General features: G+C 58.2%; 19 protein-coding genes and 1 pseudogene. 15 read left to right on the top strand and 5 right to left on the bottom strand.

The genetic code is table 11. The annotated features are described in order from the left end of the window. Positions 1–46: 46 nt before the first annotated feature. Positions 47–1,432 carry an RNA polymerase factor sigma-54 gene (rpoN, locus tag FE795_RS00700; protein WP_131071154.1) on the bottom strand — a complete coding sequence of 462 codons (1,386 nt, stop codon included), beginning with the start codon at positions 1,430–1,432 and terminating at the stop codon, positions 47–49. A gap of 16 nt (positions 1,433–1,448) precedes the next feature. On the opposite strand from rpoN, the gene FE795_RS00695 reads away from it, so the two are divergent. The 6 genes and pseudogenes from FE795_RS00695 to FE795_RS00675 all read left to right on the top strand — a co-directional run bounded on the left by FE795_RS00695 (position 1,449) and on the right by FE795_RS00675 (position 10,696). Beyond that, complete coding sequence (locus tag FE795_RS00695; RefSeq protein WP_003800519.1) at positions 1,449–2,003, top strand: hypothetical protein; 555 nt, start codon at positions 1,449–1,451, stop codon at positions 2,001–2,003. 330 nt (positions 2,004–2,333) lie between these two features. Then, positions 2,334–4,028 carry a 2-isopropylmalate synthase gene (gene leuA, locus FE795_RS00690; protein ID WP_207307440.1) on the top strand — a complete coding sequence of 565 codons (1,695 nt, stop codon included), beginning with the start codon at positions 2,334–2,336 and terminating at the stop codon, positions 4,026–4,028. Between the two features lie 330 nt (positions 4,029–4,358). After that, positions 4,359–4,671, top strand: a pseudogene (locus FE795_RS17170) (IS30 family transposase); the annotation flags it as partial. A gap of 545 nt (positions 4,672–5,216) precedes the next feature. Then, positions 5,217–6,671, top strand: a complete 1,455-nt coding sequence (locus tag FE795_RS00685; RefSeq protein WP_219235429.1) for a basic amino acid/polyamine antiporter — start codon at positions 5,217–5,219, stop codon at positions 6,669–6,671. Between the two features lie 78 nt (positions 6,672–6,749). Beyond that, on the top strand, positions 6,750–9,125 hold the full coding sequence (locus FE795_RS00680) for an Orn/Lys/Arg family decarboxylase (protein ID WP_003800525.1): 2,376 nt from the start codon (positions 6,750–6,752) through the stop codon (positions 9,123–9,125). A gap of 131 nt (positions 9,126–9,256) precedes the next feature. Further along, entirely contained in the window at positions 9,257–10,696 is a 1,440-nt protein-coding gene (locus FE795_RS00675; RefSeq protein ID WP_003800528.1) for a basic amino acid/polyamine antiporter, read from the top strand. A gap of 325 nt (positions 10,697–11,021) precedes the next feature. Here the strand turns inward: FE795_RS00675 and FE795_RS00670 are convergent, their stop codons facing one another. Continuing rightward, the gene (locus FE795_RS00670) at positions 11,022–11,342 is read right to left on the bottom strand and encodes a hypothetical protein (RefSeq protein WP_003800530.1); all 321 of its coding nucleotides are present in this window, start codon (positions 11,340–11,342) and stop codon (positions 11,022–11,024) included. Positions 11,343–11,427: 85 nt separating this feature from the next. Then, on the bottom strand, positions 11,428–11,775 hold the full coding sequence (locus tag FE795_RS00665; protein WP_003800531.1) for a DUF1840 domain-containing protein: 348 nt from the start codon (positions 11,773–11,775) through the stop codon (positions 11,428–11,430). Between the two features lie 97 nt (positions 11,776–11,872). Here FE795_RS00665 and FE795_RS00660 point away from each other — a divergent pair, with 97 nt between their 5' ends. The 5 genes from FE795_RS00660 (at position 11,873) to FE795_RS00640 (ending at position 18,740) form a co-directional block, all read left to right on the top strand. After that, positions 11,873–12,322, top strand: a complete 450-nt coding sequence (locus FE795_RS00660) for a DUF6531 domain-containing protein (protein WP_219235428.1) — start codon at positions 11,873–11,875, stop codon at positions 12,320–12,322. Beyond that, positions 12,289–15,435, top strand: coding sequence for a phospholipase effector Tle1 domain-containing protein (locus FE795_RS00655; protein WP_219235426.1), 3,147 nt, complete (start codon positions 12,289–12,291; stop codon positions 15,433–15,435). The genes FE795_RS00660 and FE795_RS00655 overlap by 34 nt, the downstream gene beginning before the upstream one ends. A gap of 130 nt (positions 15,436–15,565) precedes the next feature. Then, positions 15,566–17,251, top strand: a complete 1,686-nt coding sequence (argS, locus tag FE795_RS00650; RefSeq protein WP_219235424.1) for an arginine--tRNA ligase — start codon at positions 15,566–15,568, stop codon at positions 17,249–17,251. A gap of 14 nt (positions 17,252–17,265) precedes the next feature. Beyond that, positions 17,266–18,009: an SPOR domain-containing protein gene (locus tag FE795_RS00645; RefSeq protein ID WP_003800538.1), complete on the top strand. Its 744-nt coding sequence runs from the start codon at positions 17,266–17,268 to the stop codon at positions 18,007–18,009. Positions 18,010–18,098: 89 nt separating this feature from the next. Continuing rightward, the gene (locus FE795_RS00640) at positions 18,099–18,740 is read left to right on the top strand and encodes a thiol:disulfide interchange protein DsbA/DsbL (protein WP_003800541.1); all 642 of its coding nucleotides are present in this window, start codon (positions 18,099–18,101) and stop codon (positions 18,738–18,740) included. Positions 18,741–18,964: 224 nt separating this feature from the next. Here the strand turns inward: FE795_RS00640 and metC are convergent, their stop codons facing one another. Then, on the bottom strand, positions 18,965–20,161 hold the full coding sequence (gene metC, locus FE795_RS00635) for a cystathionine beta-lyase (RefSeq protein WP_003800543.1): 1,197 nt from the start codon (positions 20,159–20,161) through the stop codon (positions 18,965–18,967). Positions 20,162–20,275: 114 nt separating this feature from the next. After that, entirely contained in the window at positions 20,276–21,352 is a 1,077-nt protein-coding gene (locus FE795_RS00630; protein WP_059318446.1) for an MBL fold metallo-hydrolase, read from the bottom strand. A 150-nt stretch (positions 21,353–21,502) separates the two neighbouring features. Here FE795_RS00630 and FE795_RS00625 point away from each other — a divergent pair, with 150 nt between their 5' ends. The 4 genes from FE795_RS00625 (at position 21,503) to FE795_RS00610 (ending at position 26,210) form a co-directional block, all read left to right on the top strand. Then, complete coding sequence (locus FE795_RS00625) at positions 21,503–21,895, top strand: MerR family transcriptional regulator (protein WP_003800546.1); 393 nt, start codon at positions 21,503–21,505, stop codon at positions 21,893–21,895. A gap of 81 nt (positions 21,896–21,976) precedes the next feature. Further along, a complete protein-coding gene (locus FE795_RS00620) occupies positions 21,977–23,155 on the top strand; it encodes an isovaleryl-CoA dehydrogenase (RefSeq protein ID WP_003800548.1) in 1,179 nt (392 codons plus the stop codon). A gap of 69 nt (positions 23,156–23,224) precedes the next feature. After that, positions 23,225–25,036, top strand: a complete 1,812-nt coding sequence (gene aceK / locus FE795_RS00615) for a bifunctional isocitrate dehydrogenase kinase/phosphatase (RefSeq protein ID WP_230406346.1) — start codon at positions 23,225–23,227, stop codon at positions 25,034–25,036. After that, the gene (locus FE795_RS00610) at positions 25,029–26,210 is read left to right on the top strand and encodes an acetyl-CoA C-acyltransferase (protein ID WP_003800551.1); all 1,182 of its coding nucleotides are present in this window, start codon (positions 25,029–25,031) and stop codon (positions 26,208–26,210) included. The genes aceK and FE795_RS00610 overlap by 8 nt, the downstream gene beginning before the upstream one ends. The last annotated feature ends 13 nt before the right edge of the window (positions 26,211–26,223 follow it).

The following is a 26,223-nucleotide window of genomic DNA, read 5'->3' as shown; positions in this document are numbered from 1 at the left end:
TCGTCACCGCAATCGCCCCACGAAGGCAGATACGCGGCCCTCGCAGCTAAACCCCGGCAGCTGCCCGCATCTTGCGCTGTGAAGCCGGGGCCAACCCTTCCGCCTCCCGATACTTGGCTACCGTGCGGCGTGCCAACGTCAAGCCCTGGGCCTGCAAAAGATCGGTAATCTGCTGGTCCGACAAAGGCTTGGCAGGCGACTCTTCGCGAATCATCTGCACAATCTGGGCTCGTACCGAGGCGGCCGACATATCGGCTTTGCCGTCCGTACTGCTCAAGCCCACGGTAAAGAACTGCTTGAGTTCCATCACGCCATGCGGGGTTTGCATGTACTTTTGCCGCGTCGCACGTGAGATCGTGGACTCGTGCAAATCCAACTCTGCTGCCAGATCCGCCAATTGCATGGGTTTTAAGGCGGCAATGCCCTGGGTAAAGAAGTCCTGCTGCATTTGCACAATCGCTTGCGCCACCCGCAATATCGTCACAAAGCGGCTGTTCACACTGCGCAGCAGGCCAGTGGCCTTTTGCCGTTCCGCCAACAAGGCTGGGTGTGTCTCGATGTCATAGTCGTGCAGCTTGACCAATTGCAGCCGTGGCACAGCCAAGGGATTGAGGGCCGCTTGCCAGCGGTCCTTGCCCCGAACCAGCAACACATCGGGCACGACATAAGCCGAGACATTCTGCGTCCAGGCACGGCCCGGTTTGGGGTCCAGCCTCAAGACCAGATGATGGGCACGCTCAACCAGTTCAGCCGAATAACGGCCAGCGCAACGCTGTCGCAACTGGCTGGGAGAGGCCAGGACGCTGACATGCTCGCGCACCAGATAAAGGGCACACTCCAGCAAGGCGGGTTCGAGCTGTCTGGCCTGGTGCAGCAGTTGCAAGCTCAAACATTCAGACAGGTCCCGAGCGCCGACACCGGCGGGGTCCAGGGATTGCACGTGGGCCAGTGCGCAGCGCAAGTCACTGTCATCAATGCCCAGCTCGGCAGGCAGGCACGCCAGCACCTCGTCCAGTGACATCGGCAGGTAGCCGTTATCGTCCAGTTCTTCGATCAAGATTTGCGCCAAGGCCCGGTCACGGTCGCTCAAACGCAACAAGCCCAACTGCTCGACCAGGTAAGCCACCAGGTCCTGATCCATGGCCGACTCCGGCGTCCAGTCCGGGTCCTCCTTGTCGCCCAGATGCTTTGGAAACTCCAGGCTCGCCCACGAGGATTCCGCCTCACCCGAAACGGCTTCCGGCAATGGATCGGCGGCGACATCCGCCTGCACGTCCAAACGCTCCAGCAACGGATTCTCCAGCAAAGCCTGAGCCAATTCCTGCTCCAGCTCGGCACCCGATAGCTGCAACACTTTAATAGACTGTTGCAATTGCGGCGTCAAAACCAGCGTTTGCTGCTGGCGTAAATCTAGTGACTGACGCGTAAGCATAGGTACAATCGTTTCCATGAAAACTGACAACGCCCAGACACCCACCGCCAACGATAGTCAGGCTCTGCGCAACACACTGTTCAAACTGTGCGCCACGGCCACTATTATCTGCACCGTAGTCACTATCGTGGTCGCCATTATCTGGTGGGACCTGCTCAACCGTCTTATCAGCTTTGGGCGTGGTCTGGATTACTCCGGCCTGCAGGCCCTGAGCATTCAGAACCTGGCGCTGATCAAGCAATACAACCCGTTTTTCTGGTGGACGGTCGTGGGCGTCATAACCCTCATTATTGCCTATCTTTTGTATGGCTTCGTACAAGCGGTCATGCGACGCAACCAGCAACGCATTATTGACGAGGCTACGGTGGCCCAACTGGCCCGATCCCTCAGCCGCCCGGCTCGGGAAGTCATTTTATGGACCTGGCCCGACCAACGCAGCCCGTTGACTGTGGGTGATTTACAACGCGCCCATCGCGAACTGCGTGCCGGTCGCTTTGGCAAAATAGAACTGGCTCAGCAGCAAAGTCGCCTGCTTCAAGCCGACTACGAACGCCATGAACCGCAGGCGTAACGCTTGCCTTCCTGTTTTTTTTGTGTTTGACTTACGGTCATGACTTACGCACGCCCATCCTCCTACGCATGCCAAGGTTTCAGCCCCGCCGCTGAAGCAGCCTTGTCGCGTTCCGTGCGTGAAGGCCGCTTTTCGGCCCCTGTCTCCAGCCTATCCTGCCTGCTACTACTAGCGTCCGGTTGCCGGGCCTAGTGTCCCGTGGCAGTTCGGCAGCCAATACTCAGCCACATCTACGTCATTTGTGCCGCCACCGGCCTACGTAAATGCTGCAATCGCTGGTGACGGCAAGAAGTAATCCACACTTTTTGTCCGACAGGTATCCCCATGGCAATGCTGAAAAACCCCTCTCAAAAGTATCGTCCTTTTGTCGCCTTTGATCGCGACTTTGCTGAACGCACCTGGCCGTCCAAGCGCATTACCAAAGCGCCCATCTGGATGAGCACTGACCTGCGCGATGGCAATCAGTCCTTGATCGAACCCATGAATGTGGCTCGTAAACTGCGCTTTTTCGAGCAGCTCGTCAAAATCGGTTTCAAGGAAATCGAGGTCGGTTTCCCTTCCGCGTCGCAGACCGACTTCGATTTCGTTCGCAAGCTGATTGACGAGAACCGCATTCCCGACGACGTCACCATCATTGTGCTGACGCAGTCGCGTGAAGACCTGATCAAACGCACGGTCGAGGCGGCCGCAGGAGCCAAGCGCGCCATCATTCACCTGTACAACGCCTGCGCTCCTGCCTTTCGCAAGATTGTCTTTAACCTGAGTAAAGACGAGATCAAGGAAATTGCCTTGACCGGCACGCGTCTGGTCAAAAACGAAGTGGCCAAGTACCCGCAAACCCAATGGGGCTACGAGTACTCGCCCGAAGTATTCAGCACCACCGAGCCCGAATTTGCCCTGGATGTGTGCAACGCCGTCGTCAAGACCTGGGGTCCGGCCAAGGACGAGCGCGTTATTTTGAACCTGCCCGCTACCATTGAGGCCACCACGCCCAATATGTACGCCGACCAGATCGAATGGATGCACAACAATCTGGAACAACGCGACAACGTCACCTTGAGCGTACACCCGCACAATGACCGTGGCACTGCCGTGGCAGCAGCTGAGCTGGCCGTAATGGCTGGCGCGGATCGTATTGAAGGCTGCCTGTTCGGTAGCGGTGAGCGTACCGGCAATGTCTGCCTGGTCACCTTGGCCCTGAACCTGTACACCCAGGGTGTGGACCCTGAGCTGGACTTCTCCGATATCGACGAAGTGCGCCGCACCGCCGAGTACTGCAACCAGTTGCCAGTCCATCCACGTCACCCTTACGCCGGTGATCTGGTCTTTACCGCGTTCTCCGGCTCCCACCAGGACGCCATCAAAAAGGGCCTGGCCCAGCAAAAATCCGACGAGCTCTGGGAAGTGCCTTACCTGCCCATCGACCCGGCCGATCTGGGCCGCAGCTACGATGCGGTGATCCGCGTCAACAGCCAGTCCGGCAAGGGAGGGGTGTCCTACCTGCTGGAACAGGAACACGGTCTGGTCTTGCCACGTCGCATGCAAATCGAATTTAGCCGCGCCATTCAGCGCGTGACCGACTCCACCGGCAAGGAAGTGACACCGGCCGACGTATACGGCATTTTCGAGTCTGAGTACCTGAACTGCAAAAAACACTACAAGCTGCTCAAGCACAACATCATCAGCCAGCCTCATGCCGACAGTGGCCAGCAATTCACCATTGAAGTGGATGTTGAGCACGACGGCCAGGTACGCACCTTGAAAGGCTCGGGCGAAGGCGCGATCTCTGCCTTTGTGAATGCCTTGGACCTGGCGATCAAGATCATGGACTACAACGAGCACGCCATCGGCTCGGGCGCTGAGACCCGCGCCGCCACTTACGTGGAAATGCGTATCGGCGACAGCCCCTCGGGTTTCGGGGTCGGTATCCACGCCGATATCGTGACCTCGTCTTTCCTGGCAATCCTGAGCGCCGTCAACCGCCACACCAGCGCCCAGCAGGAAGCTGAAGCCACGACGGCCTAAATCGTCTTCATGTCGTCGCTGGAGGGGTGATCCCGCTCCAGCGCCCGCCCGGTCTATCCCGGCCGCGCCTGACCCGCTTTCGCAGCCCGGCTTATCGTCGCTCTGCCCGCAACCCGCCCACAAGGCGGGTTTTTCGTGGGCGACTCAAGAGGCCATCTCCATTCGCTCCTAAAAAATGTCTGCTATCAAGCCTTTTGCGGGATCATGCCGCGCCATGAAAAGTAGGACGGGGCAGGTTAGGCCTGATTTCGACCACCGTGTGCGCCGCTGCTTTTCCGGTTAGGTATCGCATAGGTGCTTCAGTGTGAGATCGAACACTCTCGGCAGCCGCCGCTTAATGGATGGAATAAACCACATCGCGGGGACCACAAATGGGTAAAGGGCTGGTCGCCCGCACAGATTGCCAACCGATTTCCGATCGATTTTCAGGAGGATAAATCGGTGCGCATCTCTCACGAAACTATCTATCAAACCTTCTAGATTCAGGGACAAGGTGCCCTCAAGCGCGATGGTGGATTGCCTGCCCACTGGGTGGGCAGCACGCATGCCAAGAGCCAGAGCGCAGTCTAAGGCGTGGGCGCATAGCTGCGAGAATGTGAGGATCGCATGCCGACCCGCAGAGGCAGAAGACCGCGCTTGGCCTCGACAAGTTCGGTAGCGTGTTTCTCCGAATTATCGGGCCTCACGGCCTTATCACGACTACAACCTAGCAAGGCGATGGGCCGACACGCCGATCCGGGCAACAACCTCTGCCAGTGAATACCCCCAGGCAACGATTTGTCGAACGGCCTCCTTCTTGAATTCAAGGGGGAAAAACACTGAGTACTCATGGACTACCCCTCATGCTCAAATCGTAAGCCTGACATGCCTGGGATTATCGGGGCAGTCTAATCTGATCACACCCTTGTCCACTCAATCCTGTTAACGCCACTGCTGCCCTCCACACCATTGACGTTAAACCTTATCGTGCACAGTCGGATCGTGCGCCATTTGTATCATCCATACGTCGTACTAAATTATTTTAAGATTGAAGATATCCGTTCAACGGTAAGTGAATTACTCTGGTATCTTTGCTCCAGTCGGTCTAAGCCATACGAACTGAGATACATCGATTGTATGGTCCGTTTCCTCCATCCATTGGCACCCCATCAAGAGCGGCAACTGCGCCGAAATAACCAATGAGAGCGTATGAGCACTAAGTCTACCGACCAGAAACTCGGCCTTGTGGCACTGATTGCCATCGTTGTCAGTTCAATGATAGGAAGCGGTGTAGACAGCCTGCCGCAAAACATGGCGGAAACTTCAGCTCTCGGACCGGTGGTCATTGCCTGGCTCGTTAGCGGTTTTGGTATGTTTTTTATCGCCAAGACGTTTGTTGCGCTTTCTGATCTTCGGCCAGATCTAGAGTCTGGTGTTTACATGTATGCCAGAGAGGGTTTCGGTCCTCTCAGTGCCTTCGTCGTGGCATGGGGCTACTGGCTCATGACCATATTCAGCAACGTGGCGTTTGCTGTAATGGTGATGGATACGCTTAATTACTTTATCCCGGGCGACTTCACCGGTGGCAACAACATCACCTCTATCGTTGGCGCTTCCATCCTGATCTGGGGCTTTCATACCCTGGTGCTGTCCGGCACCAAAACGGCGGGGATGATTAATACCATCGGTACCTTTGTGAAGCTCATTCCGCTGGTAATTTTTGTCGGGGTAGTGAGCTACTTTCTCAACCACACCCAGTTAACCGCCGATATCTGGGGCCACCATCCCGTGCCAGGCGCCAAGCCGCTTGGCTCCATTCTGTCGCAAACGCTTTCACCCATGTATGTGGCTCTGTGGTGCTTCATCGGCGTTGAAGGCGCCGTTGCATTATCGGCGCGGGCCCGGAACAAAAAGGACGTGGGGCGCGCCACGCTGGTCGGCTTCGTGTTGGGCCTGATCATCTGCATGATCGTGTCGGTGCTTCCCTTTGGCACCTTATCGCAACAAACCCTGAGCCAGATCCCCAACCCGTCCACCGCTGGCGTCATGAATCATCTCACCGGCGCTTGGGGAGAGTGGCTGATCAACATCGGGGTTCTTATTTCAATTCTCGTCAGTTGGCTGGCATGGACCATGATCTGCGCCGAGATTCCACAGGTGGCAGCCCGCAACGGCACCTTCCCCAAAGTGTTTGCCACTGAGAATAACAAGGGCTCCGCATCCATCGCCCTGTGGGTCAGTAGCGGGATTATGCAATCCGTAATGGTGATGGTGTATTTCTCACACCATGCCTGGCTCACGCTATTGGCCATCTCAGCCATCTGCGTGCTGCCCGCCTATTTCGCTTCGGCCGCCTATCTGATCAAGACCTGCATGAATGGCGAATTCAGCCGACGCCAGCCTGCGGGACGTGGGCTGGCGCTGTTCAGCAGCTTGGTGGGGGCTGGCTTTTGCCTGTTCATGCTGTACGCAAGCGATATTCGGTATGTCGCGATGACTCCGCTGCTGCTTACGCTAGGCCTTCCTTTGTTCTTTTGGGCACGTAACCAGGATCATCCCTCTCAGGTTGCGCTGGGTAAGGGCGAACGCGTTGCGCTAATGCTTCTACTAACTATCGATATCTTGGTCATTGCGCTCTATTTAATGGGGCATATCAAGCTGTAAAAGGTTTTCTCGTACTGACGTTCAAGCGTCAGTATCAAATGCCGGACGCACCGGCCAACCTAACCGTAGAGCTTTGAAATGAAATTTAATCACAATGCGCTAGTGGTGGTTTCCGATAGTTTGACCCCGGGTCTACCCGCCGCCCAGGCCCTCAAGGCCTTAGAGACGGCGGTCATCGAAAGAGGCTTTAACGTCCAGCTTGCCGCTAACCCCAAGGCCGGCCTTACCTACATTCAGCAGAGCCCGCATTACAGCTTCATCGCTCTTTTGTGGGATACCCGCAATCCCGCCATCGTTAGCGAGAGCCAGCAACTTATCCAGCAGATACGCGAACGCAACGACACGGTTCCCATTTTTTTGCTTTCGGAAGAGGAAACCGTCAACGGCATTCCTGTTTCCATACTGAGAGAAATTAACGAGTATGTTTATCTGTACTCTGAAACCGCCGAATTCACGGCGAACCGAGTGTACACGGCGGTTCATCGCTACGCTCAGAAGCTGCTCCCTCCTTATTTTGCTACTCTGAAGAACTTCACTGAGGACGGCGATTACTACTGGGATTGCCCGGGGCACATGGGCGGCATGGCTTATACCAAGCATCCGGTCGGCGTCGAGTTCATCAATTTCTTCGGTGAAAACATGATGCGGGCGGACATTGGGGTCGCCACAGCCGAAATGGGTGACTACCTGATCCACTCTGGGCCACCCAAGCAATCCGAAGAAATCGCCGCCGAGCTGTTTGGTGCCAAATGGACTTTCTACGGCGTGGCCGGCTCGTCGGGCTCGAACCGCGTGGTGGCGCAAGGCGCTATTGGTGCCAACGAGATTGCCGTGGTAGACCGCAACTGCCACAAGTCCCTCAATCATGGACTTACGCTCTCGCAAGCTCGGCCGGTTTACCTGACGCCCAGCCGTAACGGCTACGGTTTGATCGGCCCCATCCCGGCACAGCGTTTACAAAAAAGCAGCATCCGCCAGCTCATCCAGTCGAGTGCCTTGACCGCCGGCGCGGTCAGTCCGGACCCCAGCTATGCGGTAGTCACCAATTGCACGTATGACGGCTTCATCTACAACGTCCATCAGGTAGTGGGCCAGCTTAGCGAAAGCGTGCCACGCATTCACTTCGATGAGGCTTGGTACGCCTACGCCAAGTTCCATCCGCTCTATCGCGGTCGGTTTGCCATGGATGTAGACGACAACATGCCCAACCGCCCCACGTTGTTCGCGGTGCATTCCACGCACAAGATGCTGCCGGCGCTTTCCATGGCCTCGATGATTCACGTCAAACCTAGCGAGCGTGCCCCGCTGGAATTTGACGACTTCAACGATTCGTTCATGATGCACGGCACGACGTCGCCGTTCTATCCCATCATTGCCTCCATCGACGTGGCCGTGGCGATGATGCAGGGCAGGGGCGGTTATTCACTGGTGCAGGAATCCATCGAAGAAGCCATCGCTTTCCGCCAAGCGGTTGTTAACGTCAAGCAAGAGCTCGCCGAAGAAGACGGTGAGTCATCGTGGTTCTTTGATGTGCTACAGCCCACTGAAGTCAAAGATCCTGCCAGCGGCGAGGTTCACGCCTTTCATAAGGCACCGATCAAGCTGCTGAGCCAGACGCCTGAACTGTGGCGTCTCAATGCCGGCGACAACTGGCACGGCTTTGCTGCACAAGACATCGGCGAAGCGGACTGCATGCTCGACCCGGTGAAGGTAAGCATCACTTGCCCCGGCATCACGCCCGACGGTCAGCACCTGACCCACGGCATCCCGGGCAGTATCGTCAGCAAGTTCCTCGATGATCGCCGCATCGAAGTTGCCCGAACTGGCGATTACACCCTCCTCATTCTGTTCTCGGTGGGCACCACCAAGGGCAAATGGGGCACACTGATCGAGAGCCTGCTGGAGTTCAAGAAGCTCTACGACAAGGGTGCCAAGGCAACAGACGCCATCCCATCTCTGGCCCGCATGTCACCCAAGTATGCGTCGATGACACTCAAAGCGTTGTGCCAGCAGATGCACGACACCATGCAAGAGCTGAACCTGATGAAGCACAGCAGCGATGCTGTGAGTTCCATACCCGAACCTGTGCTCACACCCGCTGAGGCCTACCAAAAGGTGGTGCGCTATCAAACTGAACGCGTCAAAGTGGCTGATTTTGCCAATCGGATCGCCGCCAGCATGCTGGTGCCTTACCCCCCGGGCATTCCTGTTCTGATGCCGGGCGAGCGCCTGCCGGCCGACGACACCGGCATTACCGGCTACCTCGAAGCGCTGCAGGAATTCGACAAGCGCTTCCCCGGATTCGAGCATGAAATTCAGGGCGTCAGCATCGATCAGAACGGAGATTATTGGGTCCGAGCCATCGTCGAGGAAGACAGACAGCCTCATCCCACACCTAAGCACATTAACTTCAAGGCGCCCCGCGTTTCTTCAATCAAGAAGGGAAGGCAATAAATAAGGTGGCCGTCCGATGTTTGGGCGACATTTTCTTCTAAGGTGCGAGAAAAGACATGACTGATAAATCTCAAGTAAGTGCAAGTGCCGACGCTACGCCGAGCGCAGGCCCCGCTGGAGCAAAGCTTGGCATGCTGGCCCTTATCGCGATTGTGGTGGGCTCAATGTTGGGCGGCGGCGTTTACAGCTTGCCGCAGAACACGGCGGCCACATCGGCAGTGGGGCCTGTTGTCATTGCCTGGATCATCGCCGGCATTGGCGTTTACTTCATTGCCAACGCTTTTCGCATGCTGTCCGATTTGCGTCCAGACCTGCAGGCCGGGGTCTACATGTATGCCCAGGAGGGTTTCGGCTCTTTCATTGGCTTTAACGTGGCATGGGGCTATTGGTTGATGACGTGCTTTGGCAACGTAGCCTTTGCCGTCATTCTCATGGATGCGTTCGACCAGATATTTCCCGGCGTATTCACAAACGGCAATAACCTCAACTCGATTATTTGCGGCTCCATCTTGATATGGGGCTACAACTATCTCGTTCTCTCCGGCACCAAAGTGGCCGGCTTCATCAACACTCTAGGCACCATTGCCAAGCTCGTGCCCCTGGTGCTGTTCGTGTTCCTTTTGGGCTTCTTGATCGACTACTCCCAGTTGCTCAGCAATATCTGGGGCTCCTCGCCTCAAGTGCTCAGCGGTCCCGGAGACAAGGGCACCCCGGTTTCGCTGACAGCACAGATCATGGCACCCATGACCGTTACCCTGTGGGCATTTATTGGCGTAGAAGGTGCCGTGGTGCTCTCTGGCCGCGCCCGCAAAAGAAGCGACGTGGGGAAGGCCACCCTGCTGGGCTTCTTGATTGCCCTGATTATTTATATCTTGTTATCGGTCTTGCCCTTTGGCGCCATGACGCAGCCAGAGCTCGCTCAAGTGGCCAACCCGTCTACCTCCGGCGTGCTGGAACACGTCGTGGGCGCGCAATGGGGCAGTTGGTTGATGAATGTGGGGTTGATCATTTCAGTTCTGGCTGGATGGCTAGCATGGACCATGCTGTGCGCTGAAATCCCCATGGCAGCTGGGCAAAACGGTGCATTTCCCAAGGCGTTTTCCCGGACCAACAAGAACGATGCAGCCAGCATCTCGCTTTGGGTAAGCAGCGGCATCATGCAGGCGGCCATGCTGTTGGTGTATTTCTCCAACAATGCCTGGAACACGATGTACAACATCAGCGCCCTCATGGTGGTGCCTGCCTATATCACGACCACGCTTTACATAACCAAGCTGTGCCTGACTCACGAATACAAGAAGTATTCTTCAACAGGCATGACGCTTGCGCTCGTCAGCGGCGTGATGGGCGTACTTTTCTGCCTTTTCATCTTCTACGCCAGCTCACTGAACTACCTGGCACTCGTTCCGATCCTTCTGACTTGCGGTCTGCCCGTATTCATTTGGTCGCGTAAGGAAAAGAACGACGGTAAGCCAATCTTTGAGAGGCTGGAAAAACTGTATGTCGCCATCTTGCTGATCGCCGATGTCGTGGTGCTGTGGTTGTTATACGTAGGCAAGATCACCCTCTAACCTCGGTTGCCAAGCACGCCTAACTTGAGCAAGGCTCGGTCTTTTTGTGAAAATGCGACTTTTCGTGGAGAGACTGAGCCTGACGGCAGATTCAGCCTGGCAGTTCAGCAACTTGGCGAGCTTGGGAGGGGTTGCCTGGTTCAACCATAAACGTTTGCACTCATCGATCGGCTATATTCCGCCTGCTGAGGGATGGAAGTTCACGACGATGGGTTTTGGGCGAACATGCTCAAAATTTTCAACACCGGTTCAGTTGTCCAGTCGCGCTAAAAAGGAATAACAAAACCGACCCCAAGGAGCCGGTCTTCCATTGTCTTGAACCTGATCAGTAAGTAACCGCCAAACCTGGCAAATCCACGGTGACCTGCATGGAACCGACCGCTTGCAAACAATGGCGTGCAAACTCCTGGGCGCGTTCTTCGTCTTGCGTCAGCAAGGTATAGCCCAGGGCATCGGCAACACCCATGATTTTATCGAGCAGCAGCACTTTGCCGCTGGCCCGCATGGGTTCACAGCCCAGTTCCTGCCAGGTGCGATCAAACCAATCACGAGATTGTTTGCCGCTTTCAGGATCGATGGTTTGTATTGGAGTGACCAGCTCTATGTGCTGGCGAGGACTAAAGATCACAAGCACCATAGCGCTCATAGACGATCTCCGAAAAAATTGGATCAACTGTGGAGCTTAAGCAAAGAAGGCCTGCCAAATTGTCGGCAGGCCGACATTTCAGACCCTACCAGGAACTGTCTGCCGGCTCCCACATTACCGGAACCCCCGTGTTGTTGGCCTGACGCAGCATATCGAGCAAGGGGTAAGCCCGCTGGCCAAAACTGACGGCCTGGGACATCGGATGCTCCTTGTCCTCGTCTTCGTCCTCGTGGGGCGAGTGCTTGTTTTCCCGGTCTTGCCCGATCGCTCGCTCAATATTGCCAATGGCTTCGGACAACTGCTCGGGCGTGAAGACGCCACGCTCGGGCAAACCATCGGGATAGGAGCGCCCTGCGGCCCGGAGAATAGGCATGGCATGTTCAGAGAACATCAGAACATCGGCGGCGGCTTTGCTTTTAAAGACGACTAGCATACGGTTTCTCCTTATGGATCTTTGTGTTTCCGATTCGACTTTCAGGATACACACCCCTGCAAGATAGCAGGATTTTCCCCCTCTTGGAGAGTCCTTCATGCCTGTCGCTGCGCTGTACTGCTTAATCCCGCTTTTGATCCTGGCGCCGTCTCCGGTCTGGTCACACGGCTCACTGGAATGCTCCTTGCCCCCGACCCCCACACGCTGCGCACCGGCGGCTGCCCTGGGGGACCTGCCCGAGCCTGCGCCGGATATGGGTTTGCTCAATCCGGTAGACCTGCTGGGCGGACGCAAACAACAAAGCGATATCGATCTGCCCCTCAGCCAGGCATGGCCATTGCTCCAGCTACAGCGTCACTGGAACGGGCAGGGACGCAATCCCACGCCTACACTCGGTTCAACAGGCTGGGCCTTGAACTACGATCTGCGCATCCGGCAGCAAGGCCATGCCTTATTTATGCCCGATGGGCGACAGACCCGCTTATACCCACCGGCCCGGGCACAAGGCGCCGCTTGGCTCTGCGTTTTAATGAACAGGGCTGGTTGATCCAGGTACGTATCGGCAGCCGGCAATGGCTGGATATAGAGCGCTTTACGGCCAGCCATCCGCGGGCGCACGCTGTGCAGACCGTGCGTAACCATCTAGGACAAACACTGGTATTTGACTGGCAAGCCCCGGCGCAGAAACCGGACTCGTCACCAGAGCGGGCGCAAAACCAGACAGCCATCCAGGCCCCCACCACATCAAGTGCCACCGTCATCCATATTCAGACGCCAGCCGGCCCCTTTCACTGGTTTCTGGAGCAAGGCGATCTGCAGATCTGGCTGGCCAAGGTCAGCCGCCCCGACGGCATGCAACGCCTCTACCATCCCACGCCGGGGAGACATGACTTGGGAGGCAGCAGCCTGCAGGCGCCCGGACAAGCCCCGCACCAGATGCAGCATTGGGAGTATGACGCCCAGGGCCGTATCCGTCGCCTGATCTCCTACGCTTTCGAGCAGGAATGGACGGCCACCCATGAGCCAGGCATCAGTAAATGGTTCATCGGCGCGGAGCAGCATCATTTCCACTATCGCGACTATCAAGGCCAACGGCGACTGCAAACCCTGGAAAGCCGCTTGTGCGAATCCTGCCCGACCCATCGCACGCACTGGCAGTACGACCCGCAGGGGCGCTGGCTGCAGGCCGGCCCGTGGTCGGCACGGCGTCGTGCAAATGGAACGCTGTCACAGTTAGAGCAGGATCAGGGCGGATGGGGGATGCTGCGCCTGGGGCTGGATGAGAAAGGACGTTTAACACAGTGGGCGAGCAGCCTGCACGGCAGTCAAATGCGCTACTGGAACGCGAGTGGCAAGCTCACGCGTATTGACTACGCCCAAGAGGGTTCGCTGGATATTCAATACGATCAACAGGGGCGATTAAGCCGTCTTGAGCACCGGCAAGGCCAGGACACGGAGCGCAGCGAACTGGACTGGCTGGGCCCGGGGGCGCTGCGCATTCGTCACCCCACTGAAACGCAATGGCTCACTTTGCGCGCCGGTCTGCTGAGGGAGCGTCGTCTGGAACGGGCACATAGCCCCGGCCAGATCTGGATCGAACGCTTTGAGTACGACAAGCAAGGCCGGCTCACACACCACACCTTGCCCGAAGGAGGGCAACTTCGCTACCGCTGGGATGCGCAGGGACGTTTGCAATCGCTGCAATGGATCGGGCAATCCGGGCAGGCACAAACTGTGATTCGCGCCCAGGAGACCGGCTACGCCTGGGGCAACGGCCTGCACTTGATCAGCCATGCGAACAGCACCGGGCAGACGGTGGATGCCATGCTTTTGCAGGCCGATGGCCAAGCGGTCTGGACCCAGGCCCGCCGTCTGGATGAGCAAGGCAATGTGCTGGAAGAGCGTCATGAGTACCCGCTGCTGCAACACACGCGTCACTGGAATCTGCACTATGACGCTCAACGCCGTTTGATCGCGTTGCGGCAGGGCACGACAGAACCGGCGCAATGGCTGGCCTGGAACCCGGACGGCTCACTTGCGGCGCGCACACCGCAAGCCGTTACGCCGATTGGACGCATGCCCAGCGGAACCCCAACCACAGTCGGCACCATGCGCCTGGACTACGGCCCCAACCGCCGCTTGCGGCGTGTACATACCGCCGAGGCCACGCTGGTTCAGTACCGGCATGACGCCTTTGGTCAACGTATCTGGCGCAAACAAGGTCATCAGGAACGCGCCTTTTTCTTTCATGGCCAGCAGTTGATGGCCGAGCTGGATTTGCCCGCCGCGCCTGGCCTGCACCTATCCCGACGCTACCTGTACGCGGGCCTCACACCGGTAGGCATGATTGTTTACCAGCCCGACGGGCAAGGGCGCTTGTACTACCTGCATGGCGATCTGATGGGAGCGGTGCGGCTGATTAGCGATCAGCATGCCAAACTGGTCTGGGGCGCAGACCTGAACCCCTTGGGGCAAGCCGAGATTTTGCGGGAGGACCTGGAATTCAATCTGCGCCTGCCAGGGCACTATGCCGAGTCCGCAACAGGCTGGCATGACAACCTGTTGCGGACCTATTTGCCCGATCATGGCCACTATCTGGAAGCGGACCCGCTGGGGCCTTGGCCCCAGAGCCAGGCCGTGGGCTACGCCCACCAGCAGCCCTTGCGTCATATCGATCCCACCGGCCTGCTGCTGTTCGCGTTTGATGGCACAAGGCAGGCGCCCATCACCACTAGCAATGTGTGGAAACTGTCGCAGTTGTATCAGGATGGAGCCGTGCACTACAGCGACGGCCCCGGCAATCCTTTGACTGTCGATCTGGATGCGCTGACTGCCTGGCGGGCGGGTCGCATTCTGGAATCACAATGGAAGCACTTTCTGAACCGCATGCAGGAGCGGGGGCCTGCGGCTGTTGCTGAGCCGGTAGACCTGCTGGGTTTTTCACGCGGGGCTGCACTGGCACGCGACTTTTCCAATCGCATTATGGATCACCTCCATCAAGGCTGGTTTGTCTTGAATGACCCGCAGCGCGGTGCCATCCGGGCCTGTATCACCCCCCGATTTTTGGGCCTTTTTGATACCGTGGCGCAGTTTGGGCTGGGGGGCTGGAGCAACACCCACTATCGACTGGGTGTGTCGGACGCCTGGAACTGGGTCGCCCATGCCGTGGCCATGCACGAGCACCGACTGCTCTTTCCCTTAAGCGGCCTGGCCCAGGCCATGAACACCGTGGAAATGCCCTTTATCGGTGCTCATAGCCAAATTGGCGGCGGTGTGCTGCCCGATGACAGGACCGCCGTCAGCGACCTGGACAAAGTGGCTCTGGCCTGGATGCATTGGCAAGCCACAGCAGCCGGTTTGACGCTGGCCGAATTGCCTCAAACAGATCTACAGGTCAGGCATCCTATCGTGCAAGACATGCGGCCACCCGGCCTGCGCCTGACCACGCATGGTGTCCGGCGCATTGACTACCATGGCCATGGTCAGGACCTGCTGTATCAGGACTCCCATCCTGCCCTGGGCCGGGGCGTGCGCAAAAGCATGGAGCGTCTGCTCACGCGCTTTGATGACTGGCGCGTGCGCGGCGGCAATCAGGTGGCCTGGGTAGACATGGACGCTTACGATACGTGGTTACAGAACCACCTGGGATGGGAGCGCTAGGCTTCTTGAAAAGAATTTGGTGTCAAATCACGCTATCATGTGGGGCTATCCGGCGGGCCGATGCCGCGCCTTCCATCCGGGGCCTGACCAACTCGTCCCGGTTGTCTTTCTACCAATCCAGACCTTTCCTATGCTTGCTGAGCAACAATCTCAATTAATCGCCTGCCTTCAGGCTGCCGTCCGTGCCATCTTGCCCCAGGCTGAGCCGACCATTACGCTAGAGCGCCCCAAAGTGGCCGCGCACGGTGATGCCGCCTGCAATATTGCCATGCAACTGGCCAAACCGGCCGGGCGCAACCCGCGCGAGCTGGCTCAGCAAATCGTCGATACCCTGATGGCCGATCCGAACGCCGCCGCCTTGCTGGCTGGCGCGGAAATTGCTGGCCCAGGCTTTATCAACTTCCGTCTGTCCACCGCCACCCATCAGGCCGTCCTGCACGCCATCGCCGAGCAGGGTGAGCATTTCGGTCACGCCGCGCCCACCCATGAAAAACTGATGGTGGAGTTCGTGTCGGCCAATCCTACCGGCCCCTTGCACGTCGGTCATGCCCGTCAAGCCGCCCTGGGCGACTCACTGTGTCGCGTGTTCAGCTCGCAAGGCTATGACGTGACACGGGAGTTCTACTACAACGACGCTGGTAACCAGATCGACAATCTGACCACCAGCGTACAGGCCCGTGCGCGGGGCATTGAACCCGACAGCGAGCAGTTTCCCGCTGATGGCTACAAGGGTGACTACATTCTGGATATCGCCCGCGATTACCAGGCTGGTGCAACGGTTCAGGCCGCTGATGGCGAGTCTGTCACGGCCAGCGGTGATTTGGACAATCTGGAAGACATCCGTCGCTTTGCTGTGGCCTATTTGCGCCGTGAGCAAGATTTGGACCTGCAAGCCTTTGGTCTGAAGTTTGACAATTTCTACCTGGAAAGCTCGCTGTACACCTCCGGCAAGGTTGAAAAAACCGTGCAGGCCCTGATCGACGCCGGTCACACCTACGAGCTGGACGGCGCGCTATGGCTGCGCACCACCGAACTGGGGACAGGGGACGATAAAGACCGCGTAATGCGCAAGTCCGAAGGCGGCTATACCTACTTCGTCCCCGATGTGGCCTACCACGTGACCAAATGGGAGCGCGGCTTTCACCACGTAATCAATATCCAGGGCACCGACCATCATGGCACCATCGCCCGGGTGCGCGCCGGCCTGCAAGGGCTGGGACTGGGTATCCCCAAGGAATTTCCAGCCTATATTCTGCACAAGATGGTGAAAGTCGTGCGCAATGGCCAGGAAGTGAAAATCTCCAAACGTGCCGGCAGTTACGTCACCTTGCGTGATCTGATCGAATGGGTGGGCCAGGATGCCGTGCGTTTCTTCCTGATCCAGCGTCGTGCCGACTCCGAATTCGTATTCGATATCGATCTGGCCTTGTCCAAGAGCGAAGAAAACCCGGTCTATTACATCCAGTACGCTCATGCCCGCATCAACTCCGTGTTGAACCAGTCGGCAGAGCTGCTCGATCAGGTACCGGGGGCCGACATCACGCCCCTGACCGCCCCCACCGAGATTGCCTTGCTGCAACGCCTGTCCGAATACCCCGCCGTGCTGGCCCAGTCCGCCCGCGAACTGGCACCTCATCACATTGCGTTCTGGCTGCGCGACTGCGCCGCGGACTTCCACTCCTGGTACAACGCCGAGCGCGTGTCGGTAGACGACACTGCCTTGCGTCTGGCTCGCCTTCGTCTGGCCCAGGCCTGCGCCCAAGTCATCCGCAATGGTCTGAACCTGCTGGGTGTATCGGCACCTGAACGTATGTAAACCCATAGGCAGATATGGCAAGAGCACGAAAAAAATCCGGCAGTTCCGGCGGTACGTATACCGGCATTCTGATTGGCCTGATTCTGGGCCTGGGCGCCGCAGTGGCGGTGGCCCTGTTTGTCACCAAAGTGCCCATGCCCTTTGTCGACAAGGCCAGTCGGGACAAACCTACCGTTGCCTTGCCTGAAGGGCGGGATTTACTGGACCCGAACCGGGATCTGTATGGCAGCTCCAGCGGGCAGACGCCGCCACCGGGCGGCACGATTCCCGGCTTGACCCTGCCTCCCGTCAATTTGCCCAATGTGCCCAAACCCGCTGCGCCCGATGCCTTGGGCGACCTGATTGCGACCTTGCCTTCCATAGGGTCCGAGTCTGCCGGCCAGCCTGAGGCACGCCGGACACCGGCGCCAACGGTGGCCGCTCCGGCAGTCACACCGTCCGCGCCAAGCGCCCCGGCACCGGCTGCCAGCAAACCGGCCGCACCAGCACCGGCCGCCCCCCCTGCGGCCGCCAAGCCCGCCACGACCTCGACCCCTTATTACCTGCAGGCGGGCGCATTTCGCAACACAGCCGATGCAGAAGCCATGAAGGCCCGCCTGCTGATGCTGGGCTTTAATGCGTCCGTGCAAAGTGCTCAGGTCAATGGCGGGACGGTAAACCGGGTACGCCTGGGGCCCTTCAAGGGCATAGACGAAATGAACCGGGCACGCAGCCGGCTGGCCGAGGAAAAAATTGACACCTCCGTCGTACGGCCCTGAGCCCTTAACGATGAAAACGGGCCCGAGGTGAACTTTTCCTCCCTTGCACAGGTCATAGACCTCATCTTCCCCCTTAAGGAAATTGATTCATGAAGCTGAACGCATTGTTTGTACGATCCCTGGTCGGTGCCAGTCTGTTGGCCGGGGCAAGCTTGCTGCCCACCACCAGCGCGCTGGCTCAACAAGCCAACCAAGGCTACGTTACCCTGCCTGCGGCTCAGCCCTCGGACAGCGTCGGCAAAACCGAAGTGCTGGAGTTTTTCTCCTACAGCTGCCCACATTGCGCCATCCTCGAACCCAAGGTTGAAGCCTGGGCCAAGACCCTGCCTGACAATGTCGTGCTGCGCCGTGTGCCGGTTGCCTTCAATGCCGGCATGACCGACCTGCAAAAGCTCTACTACACCCTGGAGGCCATGGACCGCCTGGACCTGCACCCCAAGGTGTTTGATGCGATTCACCAAAAACGTGAACGCATCTTCGATGCCAAAACCATCTCGGCCTGGGTGGCCAAGCAAGGTGTGGACAAGGATCGCTTCGAGCAGACCTTCAACTCCTTTGGCGTCCAGACCAAGGCCAACAAAGCCAATGAACTGTCCAATACCTACCAGATTCAGGGCACACCTAGCCTGGCTGTGGGGGGCAAATTCGTGACGTCGCCTTCCTTGGCCAATGGCTACGACGAAAGCATCACCAAGGCCCAGGAGCTGGTGAAAATGGTCACCAGCCGCTAATCAACACGCTGGGCACGCCATAGCAGCAACGGCCCTCAAGACGGAATACATTCCGATCTTGAGGGCCGTTGCCGTTTTTATCGCTGTGACCGCGGGTCTGGCCATACCGCGTCCATAAGCCGCCACGGCGCTGACCGCCATTTGTCCGACAAGTCGGCCGCCCCATGCACGCAACGTCCCACCCAGCGGGCGCGCCTGTCTGCTTTATCCCGTGTCAGCTAGCCTCAACCCTGCGCGGCCTGCTCAAAAGCCTGCGTCAGATCCGCGCACAAATCCTTGGGCGACTCCAGCCCAATATGCAAACGCACCAAACTGTCCTGACTGTGTTCCCAATACGTGTGGCCGCTCAGGAATGCCGTATCCACCAGTTGCACCAGACTTTCAAAGCCGCCCCAGGAAAAGCCGATACCGAACAATGTCAGGGCATCCACAAACACACGCGCCTGCACAGGGTTCAGTGCCAGTTGGACCGACAACATCCCGTTGGAGCCCGTACAGTCTCGCTGCCACAAAGCATGGCCGGGGTCGTGAGGCCAGGCAGGGTGATAGATCCGAGTGACTTCAGGACGACTGTCAAGAAACTGGCACACGGCCAGCGCATTGGCAGCACTTTCACGCATGCGGATGGGCAGGGTGCGCGCGCCCCGCAAGGCCAGCCAGGCATCGTCCGCACTGATGGAAAACCCCAGAGCATAATGGTTGTCGTGCAAGCGCTTGTTCAGTTGCGGATCGGCCGACATGACCGCGCCCAGCATCAGGTCGGAGTGACCTGCCACATACTTGGTTCCCGCCACGATGGAGACATCAAAGCCCAACGCCAGCGGACGGTAGATATAACCCGAGCCCCACGTATTGTCCGTGACCAGCAACAAATTGTGCTGGCGTCCAAACGCGGCCAAGGCGGGCATATCCAGCATCTGCATGAGCAGGGAACCAGGCGATTCCACGTACACCATGCGGGTGTTGGCTTGCAGATGGCGTTCCATTTCCTCAGGGGTCGGCGCGCAGAACGTGGCCTGTATGCCCATGCGACGCAGCACCGTCTTTTCCAGATAGCGGACCGGACCATAGGCGCTGTCCGCAATCAGCACATGATCGCCCGAATCCAGCAAGGCCAGCAAAGCCAGGGTAATGGCCGCCATGCCCGAGGGCGCCAGCAAGGCCTGGGTGGCAGACTCAAGCTGACAGAACACCTGCTCCAGGGCGGCGTGGGTATCCATGCCCGAGCGCCCATAGGTGACCGAGCGTTTTTCTGGATCGGCCTTGTCAGCCTGAGCGCGGTCCAAAGCATCCAGATTACGAAAGCGCACCGTACTGGTGCGCATGATCGGTACGGCCACCGGCGCCGCATCCGTGTGCGGATCGAACGGTGCCAGACCAGTATGTTGCAGGGCGGTGTCCAGGGCGAGATCAGAACTCATAGTGTCGGCAGGCGGTAGCAAGAAAAACTCTACGCTACCACAGGCCGACAGAGCGGGTCGCCCCTGCTTTCAATCACTATATTGCCGGTCCTTATTAAGGAGCGGACTCGTTCTTCATGTGCGCTGGAAGCGGTACACCCCGTCCTCGCCCATCTGGCGACACAAACGACCGTCAAAGTACAAGGCGTGCAAATGAGCAATGGCCTCGCCCATGGCAAAAGTCATCTGATGCGAATCGAGCTTGCGATGAAACAGCACCGGCAAGATGTCGGCTGCCGTACAGGGCTGGTCACACGCTTGCAGGACCTCTTCCAGTCGCTCGGCATGATGTTCCTGCTGCTGACGAATGCGCTCATGCATGCCACGGAAAGGTTTGCCATGTGAGGGCAGCACCAGGGTATCCGCGGCCAGATCCTGATAAGACAGCAAGGAATTCAGGTACAAGGGCAAAGGATTGGCAAAGGGCTCGGTATCGAACACGCTGATATTGGTGGAGATACGCGGCAAGAGCATGTCACCGGAGATCAGCACCTTCAGCGCTTCGCAGTACAAGGACATATGCTCGGGCGCATGGCCGTAACCCACGATCAAACGCCAGGGGCGACCGGCGATCACCACACGCTGACCATCCATCAAGCGCACAAAACGCTCGGGCACTGAAGGCACCATCGAAGGGTAGTAATCGCCCCGGCTGCGAATCTGCTCACGGGCTTTCTCATCTTGCAGACCGTGACGGACAAAATGCGCCTCTGCCGCCACACCATTCGGGCCGCCCGCTTCCGCACCCGTCTGTCGTCCACCCGCACCCGACCACAAGCGAGCCGTGGCGTAATCGGTCATGCTGATCCACAAAGGAGCATTCCAACGCTGGCATAACCAGTCGGCCAAGCCAATGTGGTCAGGGTGCATATGAGTCACGATCACGCGCAGGACAGGCAAACCGTCCAGTTCATGCTGAAAAACCTGTTCCCACAGCGCGCGCACTTCAGGGCGGGCGACACCACAGTCCACAATAGTCCAACCGTCGCGACCCTCGATCTGGTCGCGCAACAGCCACAGATTGATGTGATCCAGCGCAAAGGGCAAAGGCATGCGCAACCATCGCACCCCCGGTGCGACCTCCAGGCTGCCACCCGGTGGGGGCAGGGTATCTGCCCAGGGATAATTCAATTTTTGTTCGTTAGGATTCATGCTCACTCCAATGAATAGCTCTTGCAAGACGTAAGGGCTGTCCATACTAAAAGGCTAGGGCCTGTTAAGCGTAAAAGAAGCCTCACAGACCCTGGTTCGCACCCTGGCTCTATGGCATGATAGTTTACGTTTACGTAAATCACACTAAAAATGACAACGACAACCTGGACAATATCGGATCTGGCGCATGAGTTCGGCATTACGCCCCGAACCCTGCGTTTCTATGAAGACCAAGGAATCTTGAGCCCGCTGCGCCAAGGTACCCAGCGCATTTATCAGCCCCGCGATCGTGCCCGCCTGAAGCTGGCCCTGCGCGGCAAACGGCTGGGACTGCAGTTATCGGAGATCCTGCGGCTGATCAATATGTATGAATCCCCGATGGACACCGCTTCGCAGCTTAAGCATTATCAGGAAGTGCTAAACGAGCATCGCCTGCGCCTGGAGCGGCAGCGGCAGGACCTGGATCAGACCTTGCAGGAAATTCAGGATCAGCTCGACATCTGTCACACCATGAGTGAACAGTTAAAGCAGGAATCCCGATAAGGGAAAACCCATATATATGACGTTTACGTAAACGTAATATAAATAGGATTCTACAACCCATTTATTTCCACGGAGTGTCTCATGAGCCTGCCCGGCCTGAATTTCGATCTTGGCTCCGACCTGGACATGCTGCGCGACGCTGTCGCCGACTTCTCCCAGGCCGAAATTGCCCCCTTAGCGGCTCAACTGGATCACGATGACCAGTTCCCCATGCACTTGTGGAAGAAGTTCGGTGAGATGGGTTTGCTGGGCATGACCGTCAGCGAAGAATACGGTGGTGCGAACCTGGGTTATCTGGCCCACATGATCGCGATGGAGGAAATCTCCCGTGCCAGCGCCTCGGTAGCCCTGTCCTACGGCGCGCACTCCAACCTCTGTGTGAACCAGATCAACCGCAACGGGACAGAAGCCCAGAAGCAGAAATACCTGCCCAAACTGATCAGCGGCGAGCATATCGGTGCCCTGGCCATGAGTGAGCCCGGTGCTGGTTCGGACGTGGTCAGCATGAAGCTGCGCGCCGAAAAGAAAGGCGATCGCTACGTGCTCAATGGCTCCAAAATGTGGATTACCAACGGTCCGGACGCTGACACCCTGGTGGTGTACGCCAAAACGGACCCGCAAGCCGGCGCACGCGGCATTACCGCCTTTCTGATCGAAAAGGATTTTGCCGGTTTTTCCGTCGCCCAGAAGCTGGACAAACTAGGCATGCGCGGCAGCCACACGGGCGAACTGGTGTTCCAGGACTGTGAAGTGCCTGAAGAAAACGTGTTGGGCCAGCTCAATGGCGGCGTCAAAGTGCTGATGTCCGGCCTGGACTACGAACGCGCCGTACTGGCCGGTGGCCCGCTGGGCATCATGCAAGCCGTCATGGACGTCGTCATTCCCTACATCCACGACCGCAAGCAATTCGGCCAGGCCATTGGCGAATTTCAACTGATTCAAGGCAAGGTGGCCGATATGTACACCACCCTTCAAGCCAGCCGCGCCCTGTGCTATGCCGTGGGCAAGAACCTGGATCGTCTGGGCGCCGCTCACGTGCGCTCCGTGCGTAAAGACTGCGCGGCCGCCATCCTGTACAGCGCTGAAAAAGCCACCTGGATGGCCGGCGAAGGCATCCAGATTCTGGGCGGCAACGGCTACATCAACGAATTCCCCACAGGCCGCCTGTGGCGCGATGCCAAGCTGTACGAGATCGGCGCGGGCACCAGTGAAATTCGCCGCATGCTGATCGGCCGCGAACTGTTCGCTGAAACCGCCTAAAAAGGCAGAGGCATGTCCAACCCTGATTTTGGCGAAACCACGGTCATCACTCCGGTTCAAAAACCGGCGATGACCGCGACCCAGGTCGCTCAGGCCATGCTGGATGGTTTCAATCGCCACTATGCGCTGTTTCGCTATAGCGCCCAGCGCGCCAAGTCCTTGTACGAATCGGGGGACTGGCATGGCATCCAGCAACTGTCCCGTGAGCGTATCGAGTATTACGCCACGCGAGTGCGCGAGTGCGCGGCCATGCTCAGCCAGAATCTGCGTCTGCATCAACCGACACCGTCGGCACCGGCCCACCTGGACGAGGCCCAGCAGCAATTGTGGCTACAGGCCAAGGCAGAGTTTGTACGCCTGCTCTCGGGTCACCGACAGCCGGAATGCGCCGAGACGTTCTTTAACTCCGTCTCCTGCCGCGTCTTGCATCGGCACTACTTTCGCAACGAATTCATTTTCGTGCGCCCAGCCGTTGCCACGGATTATCTGGACGGCGCGCTGCCTTCGTATCGGGTCTATTACCCCACCGAAGAAGGTCTGGAAGCCAGTCTAACCAGTATGCTGGCCGACTTCGGTCTGGCCGCCCCCTTTGCCGACCTGCCACGCGATGTGCGCACGCTGGCTCGCATGGCGGTGCGTCAGCTGTGTCGCCGTCTGCCACGGGGCTATGGTTCGCGCATTGGCTCAGACTGCCAGATTCAGGTGCTGAACTCCCTGTTCTTTCGCAACAAGGGGGCCTATGTGGTGGGCCGCCTGATCAATCAAGGCGAAGTGCTGCCTTTTTCGCTGGCCATTTTGCATCGCCCCTCCGGACATTTGTACATCGACGCCTTGCTGCACACCACTGACGACCTGTCCACGCTGTTCAGCTTTACGCGCGCCTACTTCCTGGTCGATATGGAAGCCCCGTCGGCCTATGTGGACTTCCTGTCCAGCCTGCTGCCACGCAAGCCCAAGGCCGAGCTTTATACCGCCATCGGTCTGCAAAAGCAGGGCAAGACGCTGTTCTACCGCGACTTTCTGCACCACCTGTCGCACTCGCACGATCACTTTGATCTGGCTCCCGGTATTGCCGGTATGGTGATGACCGTCTTTACGCTGCCGTCTTACCCTTATGTCTTCAAGCTGATTCGCGACCGCATTCAAAAGCAGGGCATGGATCATGCCACGGTGCGCAGCAAATACCAGCTGGTCAAAAAGCATGATCGTGTCGGGCGCATGGCTGACACCTGGGATTACGCGCAGGTTGCCTTGCCCAAGGCCCGCTTTTCACAAGCCTTGCTGGAAGAGTTGCGGCGCGAAGTGCCCAGCCTGCTGGAAGAGTCCGAAGACACCATCTTGCTGCGCCACGTCTATATCGAACGGCGCATGACTCCCCTGAACCTGTACCTGAACAAGGCCAGCGATCCCGCCCTGAACGCCGCTGTCGACCAGTACGGCAAGGCAATCCGCGAGCTGGCGGCCGCCGACATTTTCCCCGGCGACATGTTGTTCAAGAACTTTGGGGTGACCCGTCTGGGCCGCGTCGTCTTTTATGACTACGACGAAATCCAGCATATGCGCGAGATGAATTTCCGCGCCATTCCGCCCGCACCGAACGAAGAAGCCGAAATGGCGAGCGAACCTTGGTATCCGATTGGCCCAAACGATGTATTTCCCGAAGAATTCGGCTACTTTCTATTGACCGACCCACGCATTCGCAAAGCCTTCATGGCCCACCATGCAGAATTGCTGGAGCCTGAATGGTGGTCTCAATGTCGCTTGCGGGTAACGCAAGGTCGGATCGAAAATATTTTTCCGTATAACAAAGATCGGCAGCTGCACGAGTTTGCCAAGCGCGCACCGGTCTCCTCTTTGCAACCAGGAGTCTTTCATGACTAATTCCGTTGTCATCGTCTCGATCGCCCGCACCCCGATGGGCGGCATGATGGGTAGTCTGTCCGATCTGGCCGCTCACGAACTGGGCGCGGTCGCCATCAAGGCGGCCGTGGAGCGCTCGGGCATCCAGGCCGACCAGATCGACGAAGTGATCATGGGTAACGTGCTGCAAGCTGGTCAGGGCCAAGCCCCTGCGCGCCAGGCGGCCCTGGGGGCCGGTCTGCCCCAGGGCGTGGCTTGCACCACCATCCACAAGGTTTGCGGTTCCGGCCTGAAAGCGGCCATGTTTGCCCACGACCTGCTCAAGGCTGGCAGCGTGGACGTCGTCGTGGCTGGGGGCCAGGAAAGCATGAGCAATGCCCCTTATCTGCTGCTCAAGGGCCGCCAGGGCTACCGCTACGGCCATTCCACCGTGTATGACCATATGGCCATGGATGGACTGGAAGACGCGTACAGCCGTGGTACCGCCATGGGTGTGTTTGCGGAAGACTGCGCCAGCAAGTACGAGTTCAGCCGCGAAGAGCAGGATGCCTATGCACTGGAATCGCTGCGCCGCGCTCGTCAGGCCAGCGAAGACGGCAGTTTTGACTGGGAAATCGCTCCGGTAACGATTGCGGGCCGCAAAGGCGATGTAGTCATTGCCAAGGACGAGGCCCCCACCAAAGCCATGCCCGAAAAGATCCCCACGCTGCGTCCCGCCTTCAAAAAAGATGGCACGATTACCGCGGCCAACGCCTCGTCCATTTCGGACGGTGCCGCCGCCATGGTGATCACCACCGAAGAGAAAGCCAAGGAACTGGGCGCCACGCCACTGGCGCGTATTGTGGCTCACACCCAGCACGCTCAGGAGCCCGCCTGGTTCACGACTGCACCCGTAGCCGCCATCCAGAAGCTGCTGGATAAAACCGGCTGGAGCGTGGCTGATGTAGATCTGTTCGAGATCAACGAAGCCTTTGCCGTGGTCACCATGGCCGCCATGAAAGAGCTGAACATCCCGCACGACAAGGTCAATATCCACGGTGGCGCCACGGCCCTGGGTCACCCCATCGGGGCATCGGGTGCGCGCCTGCTGGCCACCCTGATTGGCGCCCTGCGTAAAACAGGCGGCAAGCGCGGCATTGCCTCGCTGTGCATTGGCGGCGGCGAAGCCGTCGCGCTGGCCGTCGAGCTGGTCTAAAGCAAGCTCATCA

Source organism: Alcaligenes ammonioxydans (genome assembly GCF_019343455.1).
Taxonomy (GTDB): Bacteria; Pseudomonadota; Gammaproteobacteria; order Burkholderiales; family Burkholderiaceae_B; genus Alcaligenes; species Alcaligenes ammonioxydans.
This window is presented reverse-complemented; position numbering and strand designations above follow the sequence as displayed.